This is a genomic window from Trinickia dabaoshanensis (assembly GCF_002879885.1).
Classification (GTDB): Bacteria; Pseudomonadota; Gammaproteobacteria; order Burkholderiales; family Burkholderiaceae; genus Trinickia; species Trinickia dabaoshanensis.
In genome coordinates this window covers 33,131-49,794 of the sequence record NZ_PNYA01000023.1, presented here as the reverse complement: position 1 = coordinate 49,794, position 16,664 = coordinate 33,131, and the positions used below count along the sequence as shown (strand labels likewise).

General features: G+C 63.0%; 14 protein-coding genes. 7 read left to right on the top strand and 7 right to left on the bottom strand.

Annotated features, from left to right (window positions below; translation table 11 throughout):
- Positions 1-107: 107 nt before the first annotated feature.
- Positions 108-1,952: a chloride channel protein gene (locus C0Z18_RS22705; RefSeq protein WP_102647775.1), complete on the bottom strand. Its 1,845-nt coding sequence runs from the start codon at positions 1,950-1,952 to the stop codon at positions 108-110.
- Positions 1,953-2,197: 245 nt separating this feature from the next.
- Here C0Z18_RS22705 and C0Z18_RS22700 point away from each other — a divergent pair, with 245 nt between their 5' ends.
- Together C0Z18_RS22700 and C0Z18_RS22695 are read left to right on the top strand one after the other, a co-directional pair.
- A complete protein-coding gene (locus C0Z18_RS22700) occupies positions 2,198-3,538 on the top strand; it encodes a cupin domain-containing protein (RefSeq protein WP_102647700.1) in 1,341 nt (446 codons plus the stop codon).
- A gap of 197 nt (positions 3,539-3,735) precedes the next feature.
- Entirely contained in the window at positions 3,736-5,718 is a 1,983-nt protein-coding gene (locus C0Z18_RS22695) for a methyl-accepting chemotaxis protein (protein WP_102647699.1), read from the top strand.
- A gap of 54 nt (positions 5,719-5,772) precedes the next feature.
- On the opposite strand, the gene C0Z18_RS22690 is transcribed toward C0Z18_RS22695, so the two are convergent.
- The 4 genes from C0Z18_RS22690 to C0Z18_RS22675 all read right to left on the bottom strand — a co-directional run bounded on the left by C0Z18_RS22690 (position 5,773) and on the right by C0Z18_RS22675 (position 8,678).
- On the bottom strand, positions 5,773-6,474 hold the full coding sequence (locus C0Z18_RS22690; protein ID WP_102647698.1) for an AIM24 family protein: 702 nt from the start codon (positions 6,472-6,474) through the stop codon (positions 5,773-5,775).
- Positions 6,475-6,589: 115 nt separating this feature from the next.
- Positions 6,590-7,822 carry an NAD(P)/FAD-dependent oxidoreductase gene (locus C0Z18_RS22685; protein ID WP_102647697.1) on the bottom strand — a complete coding sequence of 411 codons (1,233 nt, stop codon included), beginning with the start codon at positions 7,820-7,822 and terminating at the stop codon, positions 6,590-6,592.
- A 173-nt stretch (positions 7,823-7,995) separates the two neighbouring features.
- Positions 7,996-8,391 carry a HepT-like ribonuclease domain-containing protein gene (locus C0Z18_RS22680; protein WP_102647696.1) on the bottom strand — a complete coding sequence of 132 codons (396 nt, stop codon included), beginning with the start codon at positions 8,389-8,391 and terminating at the stop codon, positions 7,996-7,998.
- Complete coding sequence (locus C0Z18_RS22675) at positions 8,388-8,678, bottom strand: nucleotidyltransferase family protein (RefSeq protein ID WP_102647774.1); 291 nt, start codon at positions 8,676-8,678, stop codon at positions 8,388-8,390. The genes C0Z18_RS22680 and C0Z18_RS22675 overlap by 4 nt, the downstream gene beginning before the upstream one ends.
- A 535-nt stretch (positions 8,679-9,213) precedes the next feature.
- Here C0Z18_RS22675 and C0Z18_RS33250 point away from each other — a divergent pair.
- A complete protein-coding gene (locus C0Z18_RS33250; protein WP_199189523.1) occupies positions 9,214-9,372 on the top strand; it encodes a hypothetical protein in 159 nt (52 codons plus the stop codon).
- A gap of 5 nt (positions 9,373-9,377) precedes the next feature.
- Here the strand turns inward: C0Z18_RS33250 and C0Z18_RS22670 are convergent, their stop codons facing one another.
- Positions 9,378-10,328: a 1-phosphofructokinase family hexose kinase gene (locus tag C0Z18_RS22670; protein WP_102647695.1), complete on the bottom strand. Its 951-nt coding sequence runs from the start codon at positions 10,326-10,328 to the stop codon at positions 9,378-9,380.
- 265 nt (positions 10,329-10,593) lie between these two features.
- Between C0Z18_RS22670 and C0Z18_RS22665 the strand changes: the two genes are divergently transcribed.
- The 4 genes from C0Z18_RS22665 (at position 10,594) to C0Z18_RS22650 (ending at position 15,800) form a co-directional block, all read left to right on the top strand.
- On the top strand, positions 10,594-11,355 hold the full coding sequence (locus C0Z18_RS22665) for a polysaccharide deacetylase family protein (RefSeq protein WP_233217444.1): 762 nt from the start codon (positions 10,594-10,596) through the stop codon (positions 11,353-11,355).
- Between the two features lie 32 nt (positions 11,356-11,387).
- The gene (locus C0Z18_RS22660; RefSeq protein WP_102647693.1) at positions 11,388-12,608 is read left to right on the top strand and encodes a putative glycoside hydrolase; all 1,221 of its coding nucleotides are present in this window, start codon (positions 11,388-11,390) and stop codon (positions 12,606-12,608) included.
- Positions 12,563-14,971, top strand: a complete 2,409-nt coding sequence (locus tag C0Z18_RS22655) for an exo-beta-N-acetylmuramidase NamZ domain-containing protein (protein ID WP_102647692.1) — start codon at positions 12,563-12,565, stop codon at positions 14,969-14,971. The genes C0Z18_RS22660 and C0Z18_RS22655 overlap by 46 nt, the downstream gene beginning before the upstream one ends.
- Positions 14,972-15,116: 145 nt before the next feature.
- Entirely contained in the window at positions 15,117-15,800 is a 684-nt protein-coding gene (locus C0Z18_RS22650) for a glycine zipper 2TM domain-containing protein (RefSeq protein ID WP_102647691.1), read from the top strand.
- Between the two features lie 53 nt (positions 15,801-15,853).
- Here C0Z18_RS22650 and C0Z18_RS22645 read toward each other — a convergent pair whose 3' ends face one another.
- Positions 15,854-16,633: a hypothetical protein gene (locus C0Z18_RS22645; protein ID WP_146014075.1), complete on the bottom strand. Its 780-nt coding sequence runs from the start codon at positions 16,631-16,633 to the stop codon at positions 15,854-15,856.
- Positions 16,634-16,664 lie beyond the last annotated feature (31 nt).

Here is a 16,664-nt window from a genome sequence, read left to right as displayed (position 1 = left end):
CCCGTATACGGCGCGGGTCACGCGAGATGTGATGCCCGGAACGGAGCACCCCGTGGGAGATCCCGGCCCTCGACGCAGGACGGTGCGCGGCTGCATTAGTAATTTTATTACCCGCCTTCCGCGTCGCTTCGCGCGGATATTTTTTGGCGCATGACGTTGCCCTCCTCCCGCGCGTCGTCGGTGCGATGCGGCGACACGGCATTCGCCCTCGCGCTCGACCAGAGGTGCCGAAGTTGTTCTCGTTCGCGTTCCTCCGCAAACACCACGGTCGAGGGCTTGAGCAAGTCGTAGCGCGACACGATGCCGATGAGCCGGTACGTCTTCTCGCTCTCCACCACGGGCACCCGATCCAGCCCTTTCACGGCGAGGCGCGCGGCCACGTTTCGACAGGTCTCGCCGGACAACGCGACATCCGGCGCCGATGCACCGAACAGCGAGCCAACCGGCGCATCGCCGTCGGCGGCGCCGGCTCCACCGAGCCGCGCACGGTCCACGATGCCCACGAGACAACCCGACCGCACCACGGGATACGCGCGAAACTTTTGCCGCGCGCCGAAGTAGTCTCTCAGCACATCGGCGATCGGTGTCTTCGCGTCGATCGTGGCGACCGCGCGCGTCATGACTTCCTCGACGTAATGCCGTTCCAGCGGATCGATGCTGTACTCGCGATAGATGTGATAACCGCGACGCGCAATCTTCTCCGTCAAGATCGACCGGCGCATGAGCAAGACGGTAAAGCCGTAGGCAACGGCGGCGGCGGCCAAGAGCGGCAGCAACGCGTTTGCATCGCCCGTGAGTTCGAATGCGAAGACGGCGGCCATGATCGGCGCCCGCATCATCCCGCCCAATGCGGCGGCCATGAAGATGAGCGGCCAAACCGTCGGGTCGCCGCCCGGCATATAGGGCGCCGCCAGAGCGCCGACACCGGCTCCCATCATCAGCAACGGCGCCAGCACCCCGCCGGAGGTGCCCGACGCCAGTGCAATGACCCATACGACAGCCTTGATCGCCACGATCGAAATCACGGCCTGCGTCGCCAAATGCCCTTGGAGCAAGTCGCCGATCACGTCATAGCCGACGCCGAGCACTCTCGGCTGAAAATAGCCGCCGATACCCACGGCGATCGCGCCGAGCGCCGGCCACCACATCCAATGAATCGGGAGTTTGGCGAACGTATCCTCCACCTTGTACAGCCACGTGGACAGCCCCCATGAAAGCGCGCCCGCGATCAGGCCCGCGATGGCGGACGACACGAGGCCGATCGGCCCCAGCACGGCCGTATGCAGCGGAAAGAGGGGCCCTGCGCCGAGCAGCAATGGCCGCGTGAATCCGGCAACGGCGCATGCGATCGCCACCGGCAACAGACTGCGCGGCCGCAACTCGAACAGCAATAGCTCGATCGCGAGCAGCACCGCCGCGACCGGCGTGCCGAAAACCGCCGTCATCCCCGCCACGGCGCCCGCGACCAGCAGCGCTTTTCTTTCGGCACTCGTCAGATGAAAATATTGCGCGACGAGCGAACCGATCGCGCCGCCGGTCATGATGATCGGCCCCTCGGCACCGAAGGGCCCGCCGCTGCCGATCGCGATCGCCGAGGCCAGCGGTTTGAGGATGGCGACTTTCGGCGACATCTTGCTCTTGCCGAACAAAATCGCTTCGATCGCCTCGGGAATGCCATGCCCCCGAATTTGTTCGGACCCGAAACGGGCGATCAGTCCCACGAGCACGCCCCCGATCACGGGTATCAGCACGACGAGGACGCCGAGCGCGTGACTGGACGGCGGCCGGTTCGCCGCCGATAGCTGATGGAAGAAAAACAGGTTCGTGAAGAACCGAATGAGGTGCAAAAGAAAATCCGCGGCGATCGTGCTCAACGCGCCACCCACGGCGGCGATCGCGCTGATACGCAAGAGTCGGACATCCGTTGCGAAATCGCCTTTGTCCCCGCTCATGTAGACCCCTCTCCGAGCGGCCGAACCCGCTTCGGCCAACGGCACCATATATATCACAATGTGATGTATATGGTGCGAGCAAGCCTCGGCACTCGCCGCCGCCGAAGCGGCCGAATCACCCCGATACAGCCGGTAGTTCTGACAGGACAGGTTCGCCCTGCCCGCTGCCATACTCGTCTCAAACAGCATCCCTCGCGCCGGTCGAATCCTGGTCCGGCTGAGCGGATTAAATCGAGGAGACGAAAATGAAACTGGTTCCGCGAACGCGTGCCCCGTTGCAACAGCTATTTCCCACCCGAGTATCGGAGCCCATCGGCTCATCGTCGGGCTCGCAATGGCCCGTTGCCTTCACGAATTACGAATTCCCCGTGCTCGGCCAGGGCACGATTTCCTTCACGTTCAAGACCGATCAACCATTTCGCATCGTCCTCGCGTCGCAAAAGGACGTGGACGGCACGCTGCTCGTACTCGAAGTTGGCCTGCAAAAGACCGCCTTGCGCCGCGACAACGGCACCGGGCAAGCAGGCGTGATTGCCGAAACCACGGCGCCGAAGGCATTGATCGATCCCGGAGTTGCGATTTCGTATTGGCTGAGCCTCGACTACCTCAACGCCCGGGTGCGATTCGGCAAAGGCGAGATGCTGCCGCAGCTCGTGGTGTTCGAGGCCCCGTTACCGCTCTCGCCCGCGCCCGCCCCCACGCTGCCCGCCGGCGCAACGGCCAAAGCGCGCCGCGAGGCTCACAAGAAAGCGGCCATCGAGGCGGCCGGCGATTACAAGAACCTGCGCTATATCGGGCTTGCCGCGCACACCGAAACGTCGCTGCCGGTCGCGTTGGCTCATTTGCTGTGGCCGCTTCCCGTCGTGCTGGCGCCGCCACCCGTGTTGGTGCCGAGCGATCGAATCACGCTCGATATGATCGCCCGCAATCAAGCGGCAGCGATCGCGAGCTTGCCCAATGCGTGCCAGGTGCTTTACGGCAACGTGGCCGGTCCGGCCGTCGAACTCGACACGCCCGAGTTCCCCGACTTCTCGGCCGCGATCAACTACAGCATCGTCACGCCGGGCTGCATCTGCTACGAAAAGTTGAAGGAAAAAGCCGGCGAATTCGGCAAGAGCGAGCCGGACGAAACCTATCTTCGCATCACGATAGGTCCGAACAAGGGCGACTCGCCGGGTTCGCCGTATGTGCTGGAAATCTGGCCCGGCAATCATTACTCGCCTATCCACGATCATGGGGAGGCGTGCGCCGTCATCAAGGTGTTGCACGGTGACATCTGGGTCGAACTCTATCCCGAGTTGAGTCCGAGCGTGACCGACTACTTCACCGAGGCCGTGTTCCACCAAGGCGAGGTCACTTACCTGACGCCCGAGTACTATCAAGTCCACAAGCTCGTGAACCGCAACCCGCCCGGCAATATGACGGCGACGATCCAGTGCTATCGGTACCCGGATAACGACACGATTCACTGGGAGTACTTCGATTACATCGACGGTGACCAGATCAAGCAGTTCACGCCGAACTCAGACTGGGAATACCTTGAATTTCGCGCGCTGATCCGCGCGGAGTGGGCGAAAGTGAACTGAGGCGGTGCTGCTGTTCGGTCCAACGCGATAAGTCCCGGCACTCGAGCGCCGCCCCCGGCGCTCAAGTTGGACGAAATGCTGCCGTTAACTATGACTGCTCCAGTCATATGGGCAGCAGTCGAGGGCAAGCGCGCATCGGCTTGAAACGCGGTCACGCGCCATTGCCTAGGCCATTCGTTCAATATCTGGGATTTTTAATGACTTTAGCTCGTCAGCGTGGTCTGAGTATCGGCGCGCGGCTCGTCGCCTTTTCTTGCGTGCTCGTCGCGTTGATTTTCATCGCGTTTTCGTGGGCATTGACGCAGGCGGCCGGCGCGCAAGTTCGCGAACAGGTGATGAAGCGAATCGACGAAAAGAATCGTTCGATCGCGCAAACGATTGCCGTCATCGATCATGCGCTGTCGTCGGAAGTCGGTCGGACGATGACGCTGTTCGAAAGCTTCCTTCCCGGCGGCTTCTCGCTCGACGATACCAACAAGGTCGATATCAACGGCACCGCCACGCCGACATTCAAGGCGGGCGAGCATGTGCTGAACCTCGATTTCTCCGCACCCGATCAGTTTCTGGAGCGCAGCGGCGCCATCGCCACCGTGTTCGCACGCAATGGGGACGACTTCGTGCGCGTCACGACTTCGCTGAAGAAGCAAGACGGCTCGCGCGCGATCGGCACGCTGCTCGACCGCAAGGGCCCCGCCTACGGGCCGGTCATGGCCGGGCATACTTATACGGGCCTCGCCAAACTGTTCGGCAAGCGTTACATCACGCAATACAAGAGCGTGAGCGATGCATCGGGCCGCGTTATCGGGGCGCTCTTCGTCGGCGTGGACGTCGACGAGCAAATCCAAGCATTGGAAGATCGGATCCGCGCCGACAAAGTTGGCGAGAGCGGCTACTACTTCGTCGTGGATGCCTCGAGCGGTGCCGGCCGCGGCAAATTCGTCGTGCAGCCGCGCGCCGTCGGCGAGCACTTCGACGACAAGAACGGTCCTTACTCCCAGATGCTCGATGCGAAGGAAGGCCGAATCGAGTACCGCTCGGCCGATGCCACGCTCGGAGAAACGGACGCCCGCAACAAAACCGTTTCGTTTTTGACGGTGCCCGAATGGCAATGGCTGATCGGCGGCATCGCGATAGACGACGAAGTCATGTCGGAAGTCACGTCGATCCGCAATCGCTTCGCCGTGATCGCATTGGTTTTGCTCGCCGTCTTCGGCCTCGTCTTCTTGATCGTCGTGCGCCGGCTGGTGAGCCGCCCGCTCGATGACGTCGCAGCCGCGGCGGGGCGATTGGCGGCGGGCGACCTCAGCGTTCGCCTCGGTGCGGGGAGCCGATCGCGCGGGCATGCTCGACGCCGTGAGGACGAGATCGGCCGCCTCGTGGGCGCGGTCGACGGCGTCGGCGAAGGACTCGCGCGTATCGTCGCCCAAGTGCGGCAGGCGTGCGCGGGTGTAAGCATGGGTACGGCGCGCATCAGCACGAGCAGCGGCGATATCGCCGCGCGCATCGCGACGCAAGCGGCCAGCGTGGAGCAGACGGCCGCGAGCATGGAAGAAATCACCACCACCGTCCAGCAAAATGCCGATCATGCGGCACGCGCGAGCAACGTCGTCGATGCCGCGGCGGTCGCGGCCGCCGGCGGCGGCGAGGCCGTGGAGCGGGTCGTGTCGACGATGGGGACGATCAACAGTTCGTCGCAGCGGATCGCCGATATCACGAGCGTCATCGAAGGCATCGCTTTCCAAACCAATATCCTGGCGCTGAACGCCGCCGTCGAAGCGGCACGTGCGGGCGAACACGGCAAAGGGTTCGCCGTCGTCGCGGCGGAAGTGCGAGCGCTCGCTCAGCGCAGCGCAGCGGCAGCGAAGGAGATCGACGCGGTAATCGCCGAGTCGACCACCATGGTCCAAGGCGGATATCGGGTGGCCGGAGAAGCGAGCGAAGCCATGCGCGGCATCACGGCGCGCGTGAACGAGGTGCGCTCGATCATCGCGGAGATCGCCGTCGCGTCGAGGCAGCAATCGGTCGGCATCGAACAAGTGGGGATCGCGATCGCTCAGATCGGCGAGGCCACGCAGCAAAACGCGGCGCTGGTCGAAGCGGCTGCCGACGTGGCGCGCGCACTGGAGACGCACGCGGCCGATCTCGACGGCGCCGTCGCCACGTTCAAGCTGTCGGCCTGACGCGGCGATTCCCGTTGCCGCGGCGCCAGGGCCGCGGTAGCTAGACCGACGGCGTCAATTGTCGGCGGAGGCGTAGTTCATGTACATCGACTGAATGCCGACGCGGCCGGGCCCGGTAAAGCGGTTGACGATGAAGTTGACGCCCGCCCCGAAAAGTCCGCTCGTGAGTCGATCGACCACGGTTTCCATACGGACCTCGGGCGTCTTATAGAGCCAGCCGCCCGGCTCGATATCGATCGTCTCGCCGGGGCCGAGCACCTTCTCGAAGACGTTACCGTAGCCGTGCACCCAAAGCACGCCGTCGGCCGCGTGGCTGCGGAATTTATCGATAAAGAACCCGCTTTGCCCGAAGAGCATATTGCTGATGCCGCGGACGCGTTCGAACGTGTAATCGACGCTTGCGGTAGCCGCTAGGAATTGATGCTCGCGCACATGCAGCTCCTCTCCGGCGGCGAGGTGAATCGGCACGATATGCCCCGCGCCGTCTCGGCTGAATGCGATGACGCCTGGCCCGCTCGCCTCGGTAACGAACACTTGCATGCCGGCCATCATGCGCTTGACCGCGCCCTTGAGCGGCTTGAGGCCGATTCGGACGGTGGAGTTCTTCCAGAGCAAGATGTGGTGTTCGAAATAGACCGATTGGCCTGAGACGTCGATCGATAACACGGGCACGAGCTCGCCGCCGATGTGGTAGGTCACCCCGCCATAGGTTTCATCGGCCGCGCTCGTCGGCAGTAGCGTGGGAAGCTGGTTCATGTTTGCCCCCTAAAGCGTTTTGCGTACGTGTATTGGCGCGACGGGCCGCGCATGGGTGATCGTACTACGGGCGCCAGGACCTCGACCGGGTATTCGACCGGTTGACGCCTTCCCCTCAAAATCGCTCGACGCGGAACGGACTCGGATCGACGATCGTCTCTTTGCCCGACATCATTTGCGCCAGCAACCGCCCGGTCACGGGCCCCAGCGTCAAGCCGTGATGCGCGTGCCCGAAGGCGAACCACATCCCTTCGTGTTTCGGCGCGGGGCCGATGATCGGCAGCATATCGGGCGTGCAAGGACGCCGCCCCATCCATGGCTGCGCATCGATACGCGCGCCGAGCGGAAACAGGCTGCGCGCGATCGGCTCGACGGCGTCGAGTTGCACCGGAGTCTTCGGCGCGTCGCAGCGTGCCAATTCGGCCCCTGTCGTCAAACGAATGCCGCGCGCCATCGGTGCCAACAGGTAACCCCTCTCGACATCGAGCACCGGATGATCGAGGCGGGCCTGCGATTGCGCTTCGTAATGCATGTGGTAGCCGCGCTTGATGCCGAGCGGCAATCGATATCCCAACCGATTCGCAATCGGCGCCGACCACGGCCCCAACGCGAGCACGATACGCTTCGATTCGATCGCGCCGTGTTCGGTTTGAACCGACCACCCCTCGCGCAACGTCGCGGCATCGCCAAGAAAGAGACGGCCGCCTAGCTTCTCGAAATGCCGGGCGTAGGCGGTCACGAGTGCGCCCGGATCGGTCACCGATTCGGCTTCGGTGAAGCGCACGGCTCCCACCAAGGATTGATCGAGGCTGGGTTCGAGTTGCCTCAGACGAGCAGGATCGAGCGCTTCGAAATCGACACCGTATTCGCGCCTCCAACGCTCGACGACGGCTATCTCGCGGTCTAGCTTCTCATCCGTTCTGAAGACCTTCATCCATCCGGACGCGCGTATCAGATCGTTTGCACCGGCTTGCTCCGCCAGCGCGCGATGCTCGGTCACGCAGTGCTCGATGAGGGTCGAGTAAGAACGCGCGATCTTCGCATGCCGCGCGGGATGGGAATTGCGCCAGTAGCGCCACAGGAACGGCGCGAGTTCGGCCATCGCATCCGCGTGATAGCGCACGTCGAGGGCCTTGTTGCCCGCGTAACGCAGCAAATCGCCGAGCGCGCGCGGAAAGGCGTAAGGATAGACACCCTCTCGCTGAATCAATCCGGCATTGCCGAACGATGTTTCCATGCCCGGCGCGTTTCGGTCCACGAGCGCGACGGCCATACCCATCTGCTGCAAGTGATCGGCGACGCATACGCCGACGATGCCGGCGCCCAATACGATGGCGTCGAATTTCATTGAAGGTCCTAAGATTGGTTGGATTGCGCGGTCTTCGCGGTCTGTGGCCGACGCGCCTCCTGCATCCCGGATCGCTGCGATGGTCCGCGTGAATGCCTCACCCTGAAAACGTGCTGACTGGTCAATCGACGCGCCGCCCAGGTTGATAGTGATTTTCGTACGCGGTTTTGTCGTTACATGCCGGGGCGCGGCGCCGAAGGCCTGCCCGGTTCATCGAACCCATCGAGCAGCGTTTGCAAGTCTTGGCGCATCGTCGGAAGGTCGGTTTTGATGGTCGCCCACACTATGTCCAGGTCTACCTTGAAATAATCGTGTGCCACGATGCTCCGCATTTTGTAGCTGAACTTCCACGGCACGTTGGGGTGCTGCTTCACAAACGCGGGATCGTGCTTGAGAACCTTGTTGCTGGCCTCCCCGATAATTTCGATGTTCCGGATCACCGCGTCCACCACAAGATTGCTCGCGCCAAACGCGTCTCTGTCCATATCGCCGATATAGCTTTCGATACGGTCGATCGCTTCAATCATGTGACCGAGATAGTCAGGCACCCGGAGTTCCTTGCCGCTCATACAGGTTGAGCCTCGGCCATGACGCGTGCGCGGAACTTTTCCGGAAGGGCATTCGGTGTCAGCACGTCGACCTCTACGCCCAGCAACTCGGACACACCGCATTCGATTGCGCCGACATTAAGCAATGTCATGCCAGGTTGCGGCTCGACGAGGAGATCCAAGTCGCTTTCGACGGTATCCTCGCCGCGCAGCACCGAGCCGAACACGCGTGCATTCGATGCTCGGTTGCTCTCCACGATCCTGCGAATCTCCGCGCGGTGCGCGTTCAGTGCGACAGAAGGCTTCACGAGAATCTCCGGTTGATTGGCATCATCATATACCCCCAATGGGGGTATATCGGGCATTTTTGCGTCCCACGCCAAAATCTCGATAACATACGTCCAGACCATGTCAGGCATCTTCCTGAAATCACTTGTCCCCGCAGGAGCAAGCCACTTATCGAGCGTCTTCTCCGGCACGCTGATACGCTGGGCAAAACTCGCGCGAGTCATCCCGAGCCGCTGAATCGCACCCTTAAGAAACTCTTGCTGCGAGCGCGTTGCGGATTGCGCCATGACCATCAGATCTCCCCCTAAGATCGCCGTAATACCGTTCGCTCCCATGGTATTACGAAGGACTGCTATTCAGCTGCTCTGGCACGATTTGGGCGGCCCGCACCATCAGCGCGATAACACGAGATGCCGCAATGCACCATCCACGCTCTCCTGGGCGCTGCGGCATTTCCGCAACAACTTTTGTGCAACGCACTAGCTTTCCGCTAGGGAAAACCCTAGAATGCAGTCTTAAGGGATAACCCTAAGACGCATTCAACCGGGAGTTGCCATGAGCTACGTTTTCGCCCTCGTTCAAAAGATCAGCGACTTCTTCGCTTCGCCGCACCTGCCGCTCGACGCCGACTACTCGTTCGAAGCGCGTCATCGCGAAGCCGAGCGCGTTCGTCTGTCGCAAGCGACGGTATTCGGCATTCGCCTCGTCGACTAAGCAAACTAGCTTGTCCGCACCGCGTCGGCACTGACCGACGCGCGGTAGTAGCGCTCGATTTCGTCCGGCTGCGCGAGCACAGTGCCCGCGCGCAGCACGGCCGAAGTGCCCGCGGCCACGCCGTAACGCAGGGCTTCTTTCGCCGGCAAGCCCCGGTCGATCGCCCACACGAACGCGGCAACGAAGCTGTCCCCCGCCCCGACCGCACTGACGACGGGTACCTGTACCCCACCCACATGGTCGATGCCATCCTCGGTGGCCATCAATGCGCCCCGCTCGCCTAGCGTCAGCAAGACGATCCGGGCGTGTCCGCGCGTAACGAGCCGCTGCGCTTGCTCGATCCACTCGGCTTGCGCCTCGAGCGGCCGCCCCGTCAACTCGCGCAACTCATCGATACTCGGCTTCACCGCGTAGACGCCTTCGTCGAGGGCGGCCGCCAACGCATCGCCCGACGTGTCGAGCACGACGCGCGTGCCCTTCGCTCTCGCCGCCCGCGCGATACGGGCGTAGAAATCGACAGGGACACCCGGCGGCAAGCTGCCGCTGACCACTAAGAAGTGCGGAGCCGGATCGAACGCCATCCAACGATCGAAACACCCCTGTGCCTCCATCGGCGTGACCTGCGGCCCCGGCGCGACGAAACGATATTCGTGTCCCGTCGACGTCTCCCGCACCGCGAAGTTTTCGCGCGTTTCCTGCGCGATCGGCACGCAATCGATCGCGACGCGCTCCATGTTCAAGAGTTCCGCGAGCGCTCGGCCCGCTCGTCCACCCGCCAAATACAGTGCCGTACAGTCGGCGCCCAAGCGGCGCAGCACACGAGCGACGTTGATCCCACCTCCACCCGGGTCCCGGCGCACTCCGCTGCAGCGCAGCTTACGCGTCGGCACCAGGCGATCGACGGAAAACGAAAGATCGACGGCCGGATTCAAGGTGAGCGTCACGATGCGGGTCATGGCCGGAAAGATTTGCTGGCTGGCGTAATTCGTCGCAGTAGAGCACTGCCCGGGCTCTCATCGATTGATGCACATCAACGGTGCGCCTACGGCCGCCGGATTTGATCGATGTCATGCGAGACCTCGGCCGGGTGCGAGAAGATGGGTACGCCGCCCACGTTGCGACGGAGCTGTCTGCCCCAACAACATGCGCTCTAAAACTTCTCTGCAGGCGTTGCGTCGCATGGCGCTCGTCTTCGCTATCTTGTGCGGCAACGCATTGACGATGCCGGCCATGGCGAATGACGCCGCCGCGCGTGTCGCAGTGCTCGTTTATCACCGTTTCGGACAAACCGCCGCCGACTCGATGACGGTTCGCGTTCAAACGTTCGAGGCGCAATTGCGGATGCTGCGCGCCCTCGGGTATCGCTTCGTCCCTTTGCATGACGTCGTCGCTTGGCTCGAGGACCAGCGAGCCGGCTTGCCGCCCAAGGCGATCGCGTTGACGGTGGATGACGGGCACCGCAGCGTATTCGATACGCTTCGCCCGATCGCCTTGCGCGAGCATCTGCCGATTACCCTGTTCATCTATCCGTCGGCGATTTCCAACGCTTCATACGCGTTGACTTGGGATCAGTTGCGAGCGCTGCAGGCAACAGGATTGTTCGACGTCCAATCGCATACCTATTGGCATCCGAATTTCAACGTCGAACGCGCCCGCCTCCCGCACGAGGCCTTCGAAGCGTTCGCCACCATGCAGCTTCAAAAGTCGCGCGCGAGCCTCGAGGCGCATCTGCAAACCCACGTCGATCTTCTCGCCTGGCCGTTCGGAATCGTCGACGACGAACTCGTTCAGTGGGCGCGCGTAGCCGGATACCGCGCCGCGTTCGAACTGGGCGGCCGCACGATCGATCGCGATTCGCCCCGCTTCAAGCTGTCGCGTCTGCTGGTCGTCGATAGCGATACGCCGCTCGTGCTGGCTCGATTGCTCGGCGAGCCTGCCGACGCCGATCAACACAACACCCCCTTGCCGGAGAAGCAACCGTGATAGTCGGTCGCCGTTTCATCCTGACTTTGGGGATGCTGCTCGTATGCACGTCCGCACTGTCGGCCCAATCGATATCCGGCGTGGTCATCGATGCCGACACTCAGGCGCCCATTCCGAACGCGATCATGACCGACGCACGCGGCGTGCGGCACGCCGATCAAACGGGCCGATTCTCGCTCGACGCCGGCGCCGCGACGATCGCGGTCCGGGCACCCGGCTATTTGCGTGCTACCGTAACAGTCACGCCCGATGCGCCGATGAAGATCGCGTTGACACCGTTTCGGCCACGCGCCGTTTATCTTTCCGCCTATGGAGTGACGAACGCGGCGCTGCGCGACGCCGCCGTCGCGCTGACCGATCATACGGCCGTCAATGCGCTCGTCATCGACATGAAAGGCGACCGCGGCATGACGCCCTATCGAAGCGCGGCGCGCGATCAGATCGGCGCATCCGCGTACGTCGGCGATCACGCGCCGTCGATGAAGGATTTTCAGGCGGTCATCGACGCGCTTCATAGCCGCCACTTGTATTTGATCGCGCGCATCGTCGTCTTCAAGGACGACCCGCTCGCCTCGGCGCATCCCGAGTGGACCGTCCGCGACGCCGCCGGTCAACCGTGGCGCGACCGAGAAAACCTGCAATGGATGGACCCGTTCTCGCAAGAAGTTTGGCGGCACAACATCGACGTCGCCCAAGAGGCGGCGCGTGCCGGTTTCGACGAAATCCAGTTCGATTACGTTCGATTCCCCGACGCCGGCGGCCTGCGTTTTTCGCAGCCGAACACGCGCGAGAATCGCACGAGCGCCATCGTCGGCTTCCTCGATACGGCCCGCGCGCGGCTCGCGCCGTTTAATGTATTCATCTCCGCCGATATCTTCGGCTACGTCTGCTGGAATCTCGACGACACGGCAATCGGACAACAACTCGAAACGCTCGGTGCGCCGTTGGACTATATTTCGCCGATGCTTTACCCCTCCGGCTTCACGTGGGGACTGCCGGGATGCACGAACCCGGTGGCCGATCCCGAACAAATCGTGCGCCGTTCGCTGCATGAAGCGAAGCAGAGGACGGGCTTGCCGGGCGTGCGTTTTCGCCCCTGGTTGCAGGCGTTCCGCGATTACGCCTTCGACCGGCGCGAGTTCGATGCGACCGCCATTCGCGCACAGACGAAGGCAGCCGAGGACGCAGGCACCGATGGGTGGATGCTATGGAATCCGCGCAACCGATACGATCCGGCCGACTTGCCGCGCTAATCGTCGTTTGTAGCTTCGCCGCCGCGCTTTGGTCGAGCAGCGGAATCTGCGCGGGCGCCGAATCCGCGAGCGCCGCCCGTCTATCGGCAAACCTGGAAGCCGCGCATATCGTCGAAGGGGAAATCGCCGCCGGACGAATCGTAGGCGCCGTCATCGTCGCGGGCGATGCGAACGGCATTTCGTATCGACAGGCATTCGGGCGTCGGTCGATCGCACCCGCGGCCGAACCGATGACGGTCGATACCGAGTTCGACCTCGCCTCGTTGACCAAGGTCGTCGCCACGACGACCGCTGTCATGCAACTCGTGGAGACGCACCGCATCGAGCTCGATGCACCGGTCGCGCGCTATTGGCCCGCGTTTGCGGCGAACGGCAAAACCGCCGTGACGGTGCGCGAGCTTCTCACGCATACCTCGGGCTTCGCGCCCGATCTTCCGCTCGGAACGCGCGCGCGCAATCGCGCCGGCGTCTTGGCGGAGGTCGTCGCCGAGCCTTTGCGCGCGGCGCCCGGGCAGCGCGTCATATACAGCGACATCAACTTCGTCGTGCTCGGCGAATTGGTCCGCCGCGTCTCGCACCACTCGCTCGACGACTACTGCGAAGCACACGTGTTCGCTCCGCTCGACATGCATGACACGCACTTTCGGCTCGACCTCCCGCGCATCGCACGCAGCGCGCCGACGACGCCCGACCGAAACGGCATGCGAACCGGTCGCGTGCACGACCCGACAGCCGAACGTATGGGCGGAGTGTCGGGCAATGCTGGGCTCTTTTCGACCGCGGACGATCTCGCCCGCTTCGCGCGCATGCTGATCGACGATGGCCGCCTGCAGGGCAAACGCATATTGAAGCCGGGCACGGTCGCTTCGCTTGCGCTGCCCGCGGTCGTGCCCGACGCGACTCGCGCGCCCGGCATGGATACTCGGTCCGGACGGGGACTGGGTTGGGCACTCGATGCACCGCTCGTACCGAACCGCGATCGTCTGCCGCCGCTGGGTACGTTGACCCACACGGGCTATACGGGAACCGCGCTTTGGGTGGATCTCGTATCGAAGCGATTCGTCATCGTCCTCACGAATCGCGTGCATCCCGACGATAGCGGCGATGCAAGGCCATTGCGCTCGCAAATCGTCGCGTGGTTCGCGAGCCAGCATGCCGCGCTATCTACGGGTGACATCGCTCGCGCGGTACCTAGGCTCGAGCCGGCTGTCTCGGCGGCGCTTCGTCTACCGCTTGCCAAGGGCTCCGTGAGGGCAGGTATCGATGTGCTGGAGGCGCAGGGATTCGCGCCGATCGCCGGGCTCCGCGTGGGGCTCGTCACGAATCGCTCGGGGTTCGATGCGCATGGCCGCCGCACGATCGATGTATTGGCCGGCGCCCCCGAGGTTCGACTCGTCAGAATCTTCGCCCCCGAACACGGGCTCGGCACCGACCGCGACGAGCCGCTCGGCGATACGCTCGACGTCGCAACCGGTATCCCCGTGCGCAGCCTTTACGGAGCGACACAGCGCTTTGTGCGGGATTCGCTCGAAGGGCTCGACGCCCTCGTGTTCGATATCCAAGACGCCGGCGTGCGCTTCTTCACGTACGAAACGACGTTGGGCTATGCGCTCGAGGCAGCGGCGGATAAAGGCATTCCGCTCTTCGTCCTCGATCGACCCGATCCGCTTGGCGCCGATGTATTCGGCGGGCCGTTTCTCGATCGGAATCGCCAATCGTTCACGGGGTATTTTCCATTGCCGTTGATGCCGGGGATGACCGTTGGCGAGTTGGCGTCGCTGTTCAACGGCGAGCGTGGTCTACATGCCGATTTGCGCGTCATATCGATGCAAGGTTACGCGCGCACGATGCGCTTCGCGGACACCGGGCTAGGATGGGTGCCGCCGTCGCCGAACTTGAGGACCGAGGCCCAACTCGACCTGTACCCCGACGTCGGCATGATCGAAGGCGCCAATGTGAGCGTCGGACGCGGGACGCCGCATCCGTTCGAATGGATCGGCGCGCCTTGGATCGACGGCAATCTGCTCGCCGCGGCTATCGACGCGTTACATCTGGATGCGCGCGTCGCGCCCGTCGATTTCGTCCCGACTGAATCGACCTATCGAGGGCAGCAATGCCATGGCGTTGCCATATCGCTCGGCGCGGTGCGGCCGGAGCCCGCAAAGCTCGGATTGGCGTTGCTCGTGACGCTGCATGCGTTGTATCCCGACCAGTTCGATCTGGCCGCGACACGTTCATCGATCGGCTCGGATGCCGTTTGGCAAGCGTTGAACACGGGCAGCGGCGTCGAGGCAATCGACAAGATCGAAAGCGAAACCAACGCGCGCTTCGCACCGATACGTGCGCGCTACCTGCGCTATTGACCGCGTTTCGGCTGGCCGGCATCGGTGGCTCTGCTCCCACCGCTTTACCGTTTGACGCTACATCTCCTTACAAATGTCACCAATTGGCCGTGCACGGGGAAGCGCGGCGCCACGTTATTGGGGACATCCTCACAAGGAGTTCGCCATGAATGCCAACCTGCCGTCGAATCCGCAAAGCAACCGCATCCACCCTTTGATCGCCGCCGCGGCCGTGGCGGTCATCCTCGTTAGCGCGACGGGCGTCGCTGCCATCGCGGGATGGCTGCCGAGTTCCCGCGCGGTTTCGGCGCCGCCCGAGCAGAGCGCGTCGGCCGTGATGCAAAGCGGGCTGGTGGCCAGTGCTCCGGTAAGTGCCGCTGCGGCCAATCGTGCGCCGCATGTCGAAAGCGACCGGCTCGCCAACGATGTACGCCCGCACCATCACGTGGTGCCCGCGCAGCAGCCCGGCTACCGTGACGAACCCTACCGTTCGACGGCTTCGCGCACGCCCGCCTATGATCCGAACGCCGGAGAGATCGTAGCGGTCAATGCGGTGCAGGCGCCTGAACCCACCACCGGTATCGGCGCGGTCGGCGGCGCAATCGCCGGGGGCTTGCTCGGCACTCAGGTCGGCAATGGCAGGGGCCGCACCCTCGCGACCATCGCGGGCGCCATCGGCGGCGGTCTTGCGGGCAACGGCATCGAGCACGAAGTGCGCAAAGCGACGTCGTATCAAGTACAAGTGCGCATGCAAGACGGCAGCTATCGCAACTTCACGTACGCGACCCAGCCCCAGTTCGAGCCCGGTGAGCACGTGCGCGTCGTTGGAGAATCGCTGACGCCGGCGTAAAGACACGGACGCATTGCATGTAGCCGAGCCGGCCCGGTTGCAGGTCCGCTCGGCTACGGCGAAAATTTCAAGGGGTTGCCGCGCGAGGAATTGCAGACGCCGCAGGCAGGTCGCAAGTTGACAATGCTGTTCATGCAACTCGTCTTCAGTTTCTGAATTTCGCCTGCCGCTAACACGAAGCTCAGCAGCAACGCGCCTTGATCGTTGAGGGTGTAACGCTCGCTCAGCGATGTACCCGCTGCGGCTGCACGTCCGGGCTGCGGGGCCACGCTTCCGAACGTAGCCAAGCTCGGGTTCACCGATCGAAGGTGAGCCTGAATCAGCAGCCCCTTTGGCCCTTTTGGCCCCTCTTTGGTCAGCCCGAAGGTTCTGAATACCTTGGCGACCGCCTCGAGTTCGCCGCCCGACTGCGGCCTTTGATGATCGATCGTCAAATTGGCGAGCGGCAACACCAATCCGCAAATCATGCAGGGCGCACTCAGTACCCTCTTGGTTCCTTGATTCCCGCCTTGGTAATAAACCAGGTCTCGCTCTGCAACGTTATAGAGCGTGCGGAATATAACGTGATCGGCTGAGTTTCCGTATTGCGTCGCCGCGAAACCTATACTGCTGATCATCCCCGCCGCGGCGTAGAGTTGCGGCATGTTGGCCCTGACGCCCCCTACCGCGACATCGAAAGGGGGAATGTTCAACGGCCCGAGGTTCGTTACCGTTATCGTCTTTCCGGTTACTCTGAGCTTGGCATCGACGAGCGTGTTCTCGGGAAAGAGATAAGGCCTGCTATGCGTGGCTTTGGTCAAAACCCTGTCGATACAATCCTTTAGCGTATTCATCCCCGATAATCCTATGTAGTTATGCCTGTAC

Excerpts from the sequence above, each read along its gene's own strand:
- C0Z18_RS22660 (WP_102647693.1), top strand. The coding sequence starts at position 11,388 with ATGCTGCTCGTATGCACGTCCGCACTGTCGGCCCAATCGATATCCGGC.
- C0Z18_RS22690 (WP_102647698.1), bottom strand. The coding sequence starts at position 6,474 with ATGAACCAGCTTCCCACGCTACTGCCGACGAGCGCGGCCGATGAAACC.
- C0Z18_RS22650 (WP_102647691.1), top strand. The coding sequence starts at position 15,117 with ATGAATGCCAACCTGCCGTCGAATCCGCAAAGCAACCGCATCCACCCT.
- C0Z18_RS22645 (WP_146014075.1), bottom strand. The coding sequence starts at position 16,633 with ATGAATACGCTAAAGGATTGTATCGACAGGGTTTTGACCAAAGCCACG.
- C0Z18_RS22685 (WP_102647697.1), bottom strand. The coding sequence starts at position 7,822 with ATGAAATTCGACGCCATCGTATTGGGCGCCGGCATCGTCGGCGTATGC.
- C0Z18_RS22705 (WP_102647775.1), bottom strand. The coding sequence starts at position 1,952 with ATGAGCGGGGACAAAGGCGATTTCGCAACGGATGTCCGACTCTTGCGT.
- C0Z18_RS22655 (WP_102647692.1), top strand. The coding sequence starts at position 12,563 with ATGGAATCCGCGCAACCGATACGATCCGGCCGACTTGCCGCGCTAATC.
- C0Z18_RS22665 (WP_233217444.1), top strand. The coding sequence starts at position 10,594 with ATGCCGGCCATGGCGAATGACGCCGCCGCGCGTGTCGCAGTGCTCGTT.
- C0Z18_RS33250 (WP_199189523.1), top strand. The coding sequence starts at position 9,214 with ATGAGCTACGTTTTCGCCCTCGTTCAAAAGATCAGCGACTTCTTCGCT.
- C0Z18_RS22680 (WP_102647696.1), bottom strand. The coding sequence starts at position 8,391 with ATGAGCGGCAAGGAACTCCGGGTGCCTGACTATCTCGGTCACATGATT.
- C0Z18_RS22695 (WP_102647699.1), top strand. The coding sequence starts at position 3,736 with ATGACTTTAGCTCGTCAGCGTGGTCTGAGTATCGGCGCGCGGCTCGTC.
- C0Z18_RS22700 (WP_102647700.1), top strand. The coding sequence starts at position 2,198 with ATGAAACTGGTTCCGCGAACGCGTGCCCCGTTGCAACAGCTATTTCCC.
- C0Z18_RS22670 (WP_102647695.1), bottom strand. The coding sequence starts at position 10,328 with ATGACCCGCATCGTGACGCTCACCTTGAATCCGGCCGTCGATCTTTCG.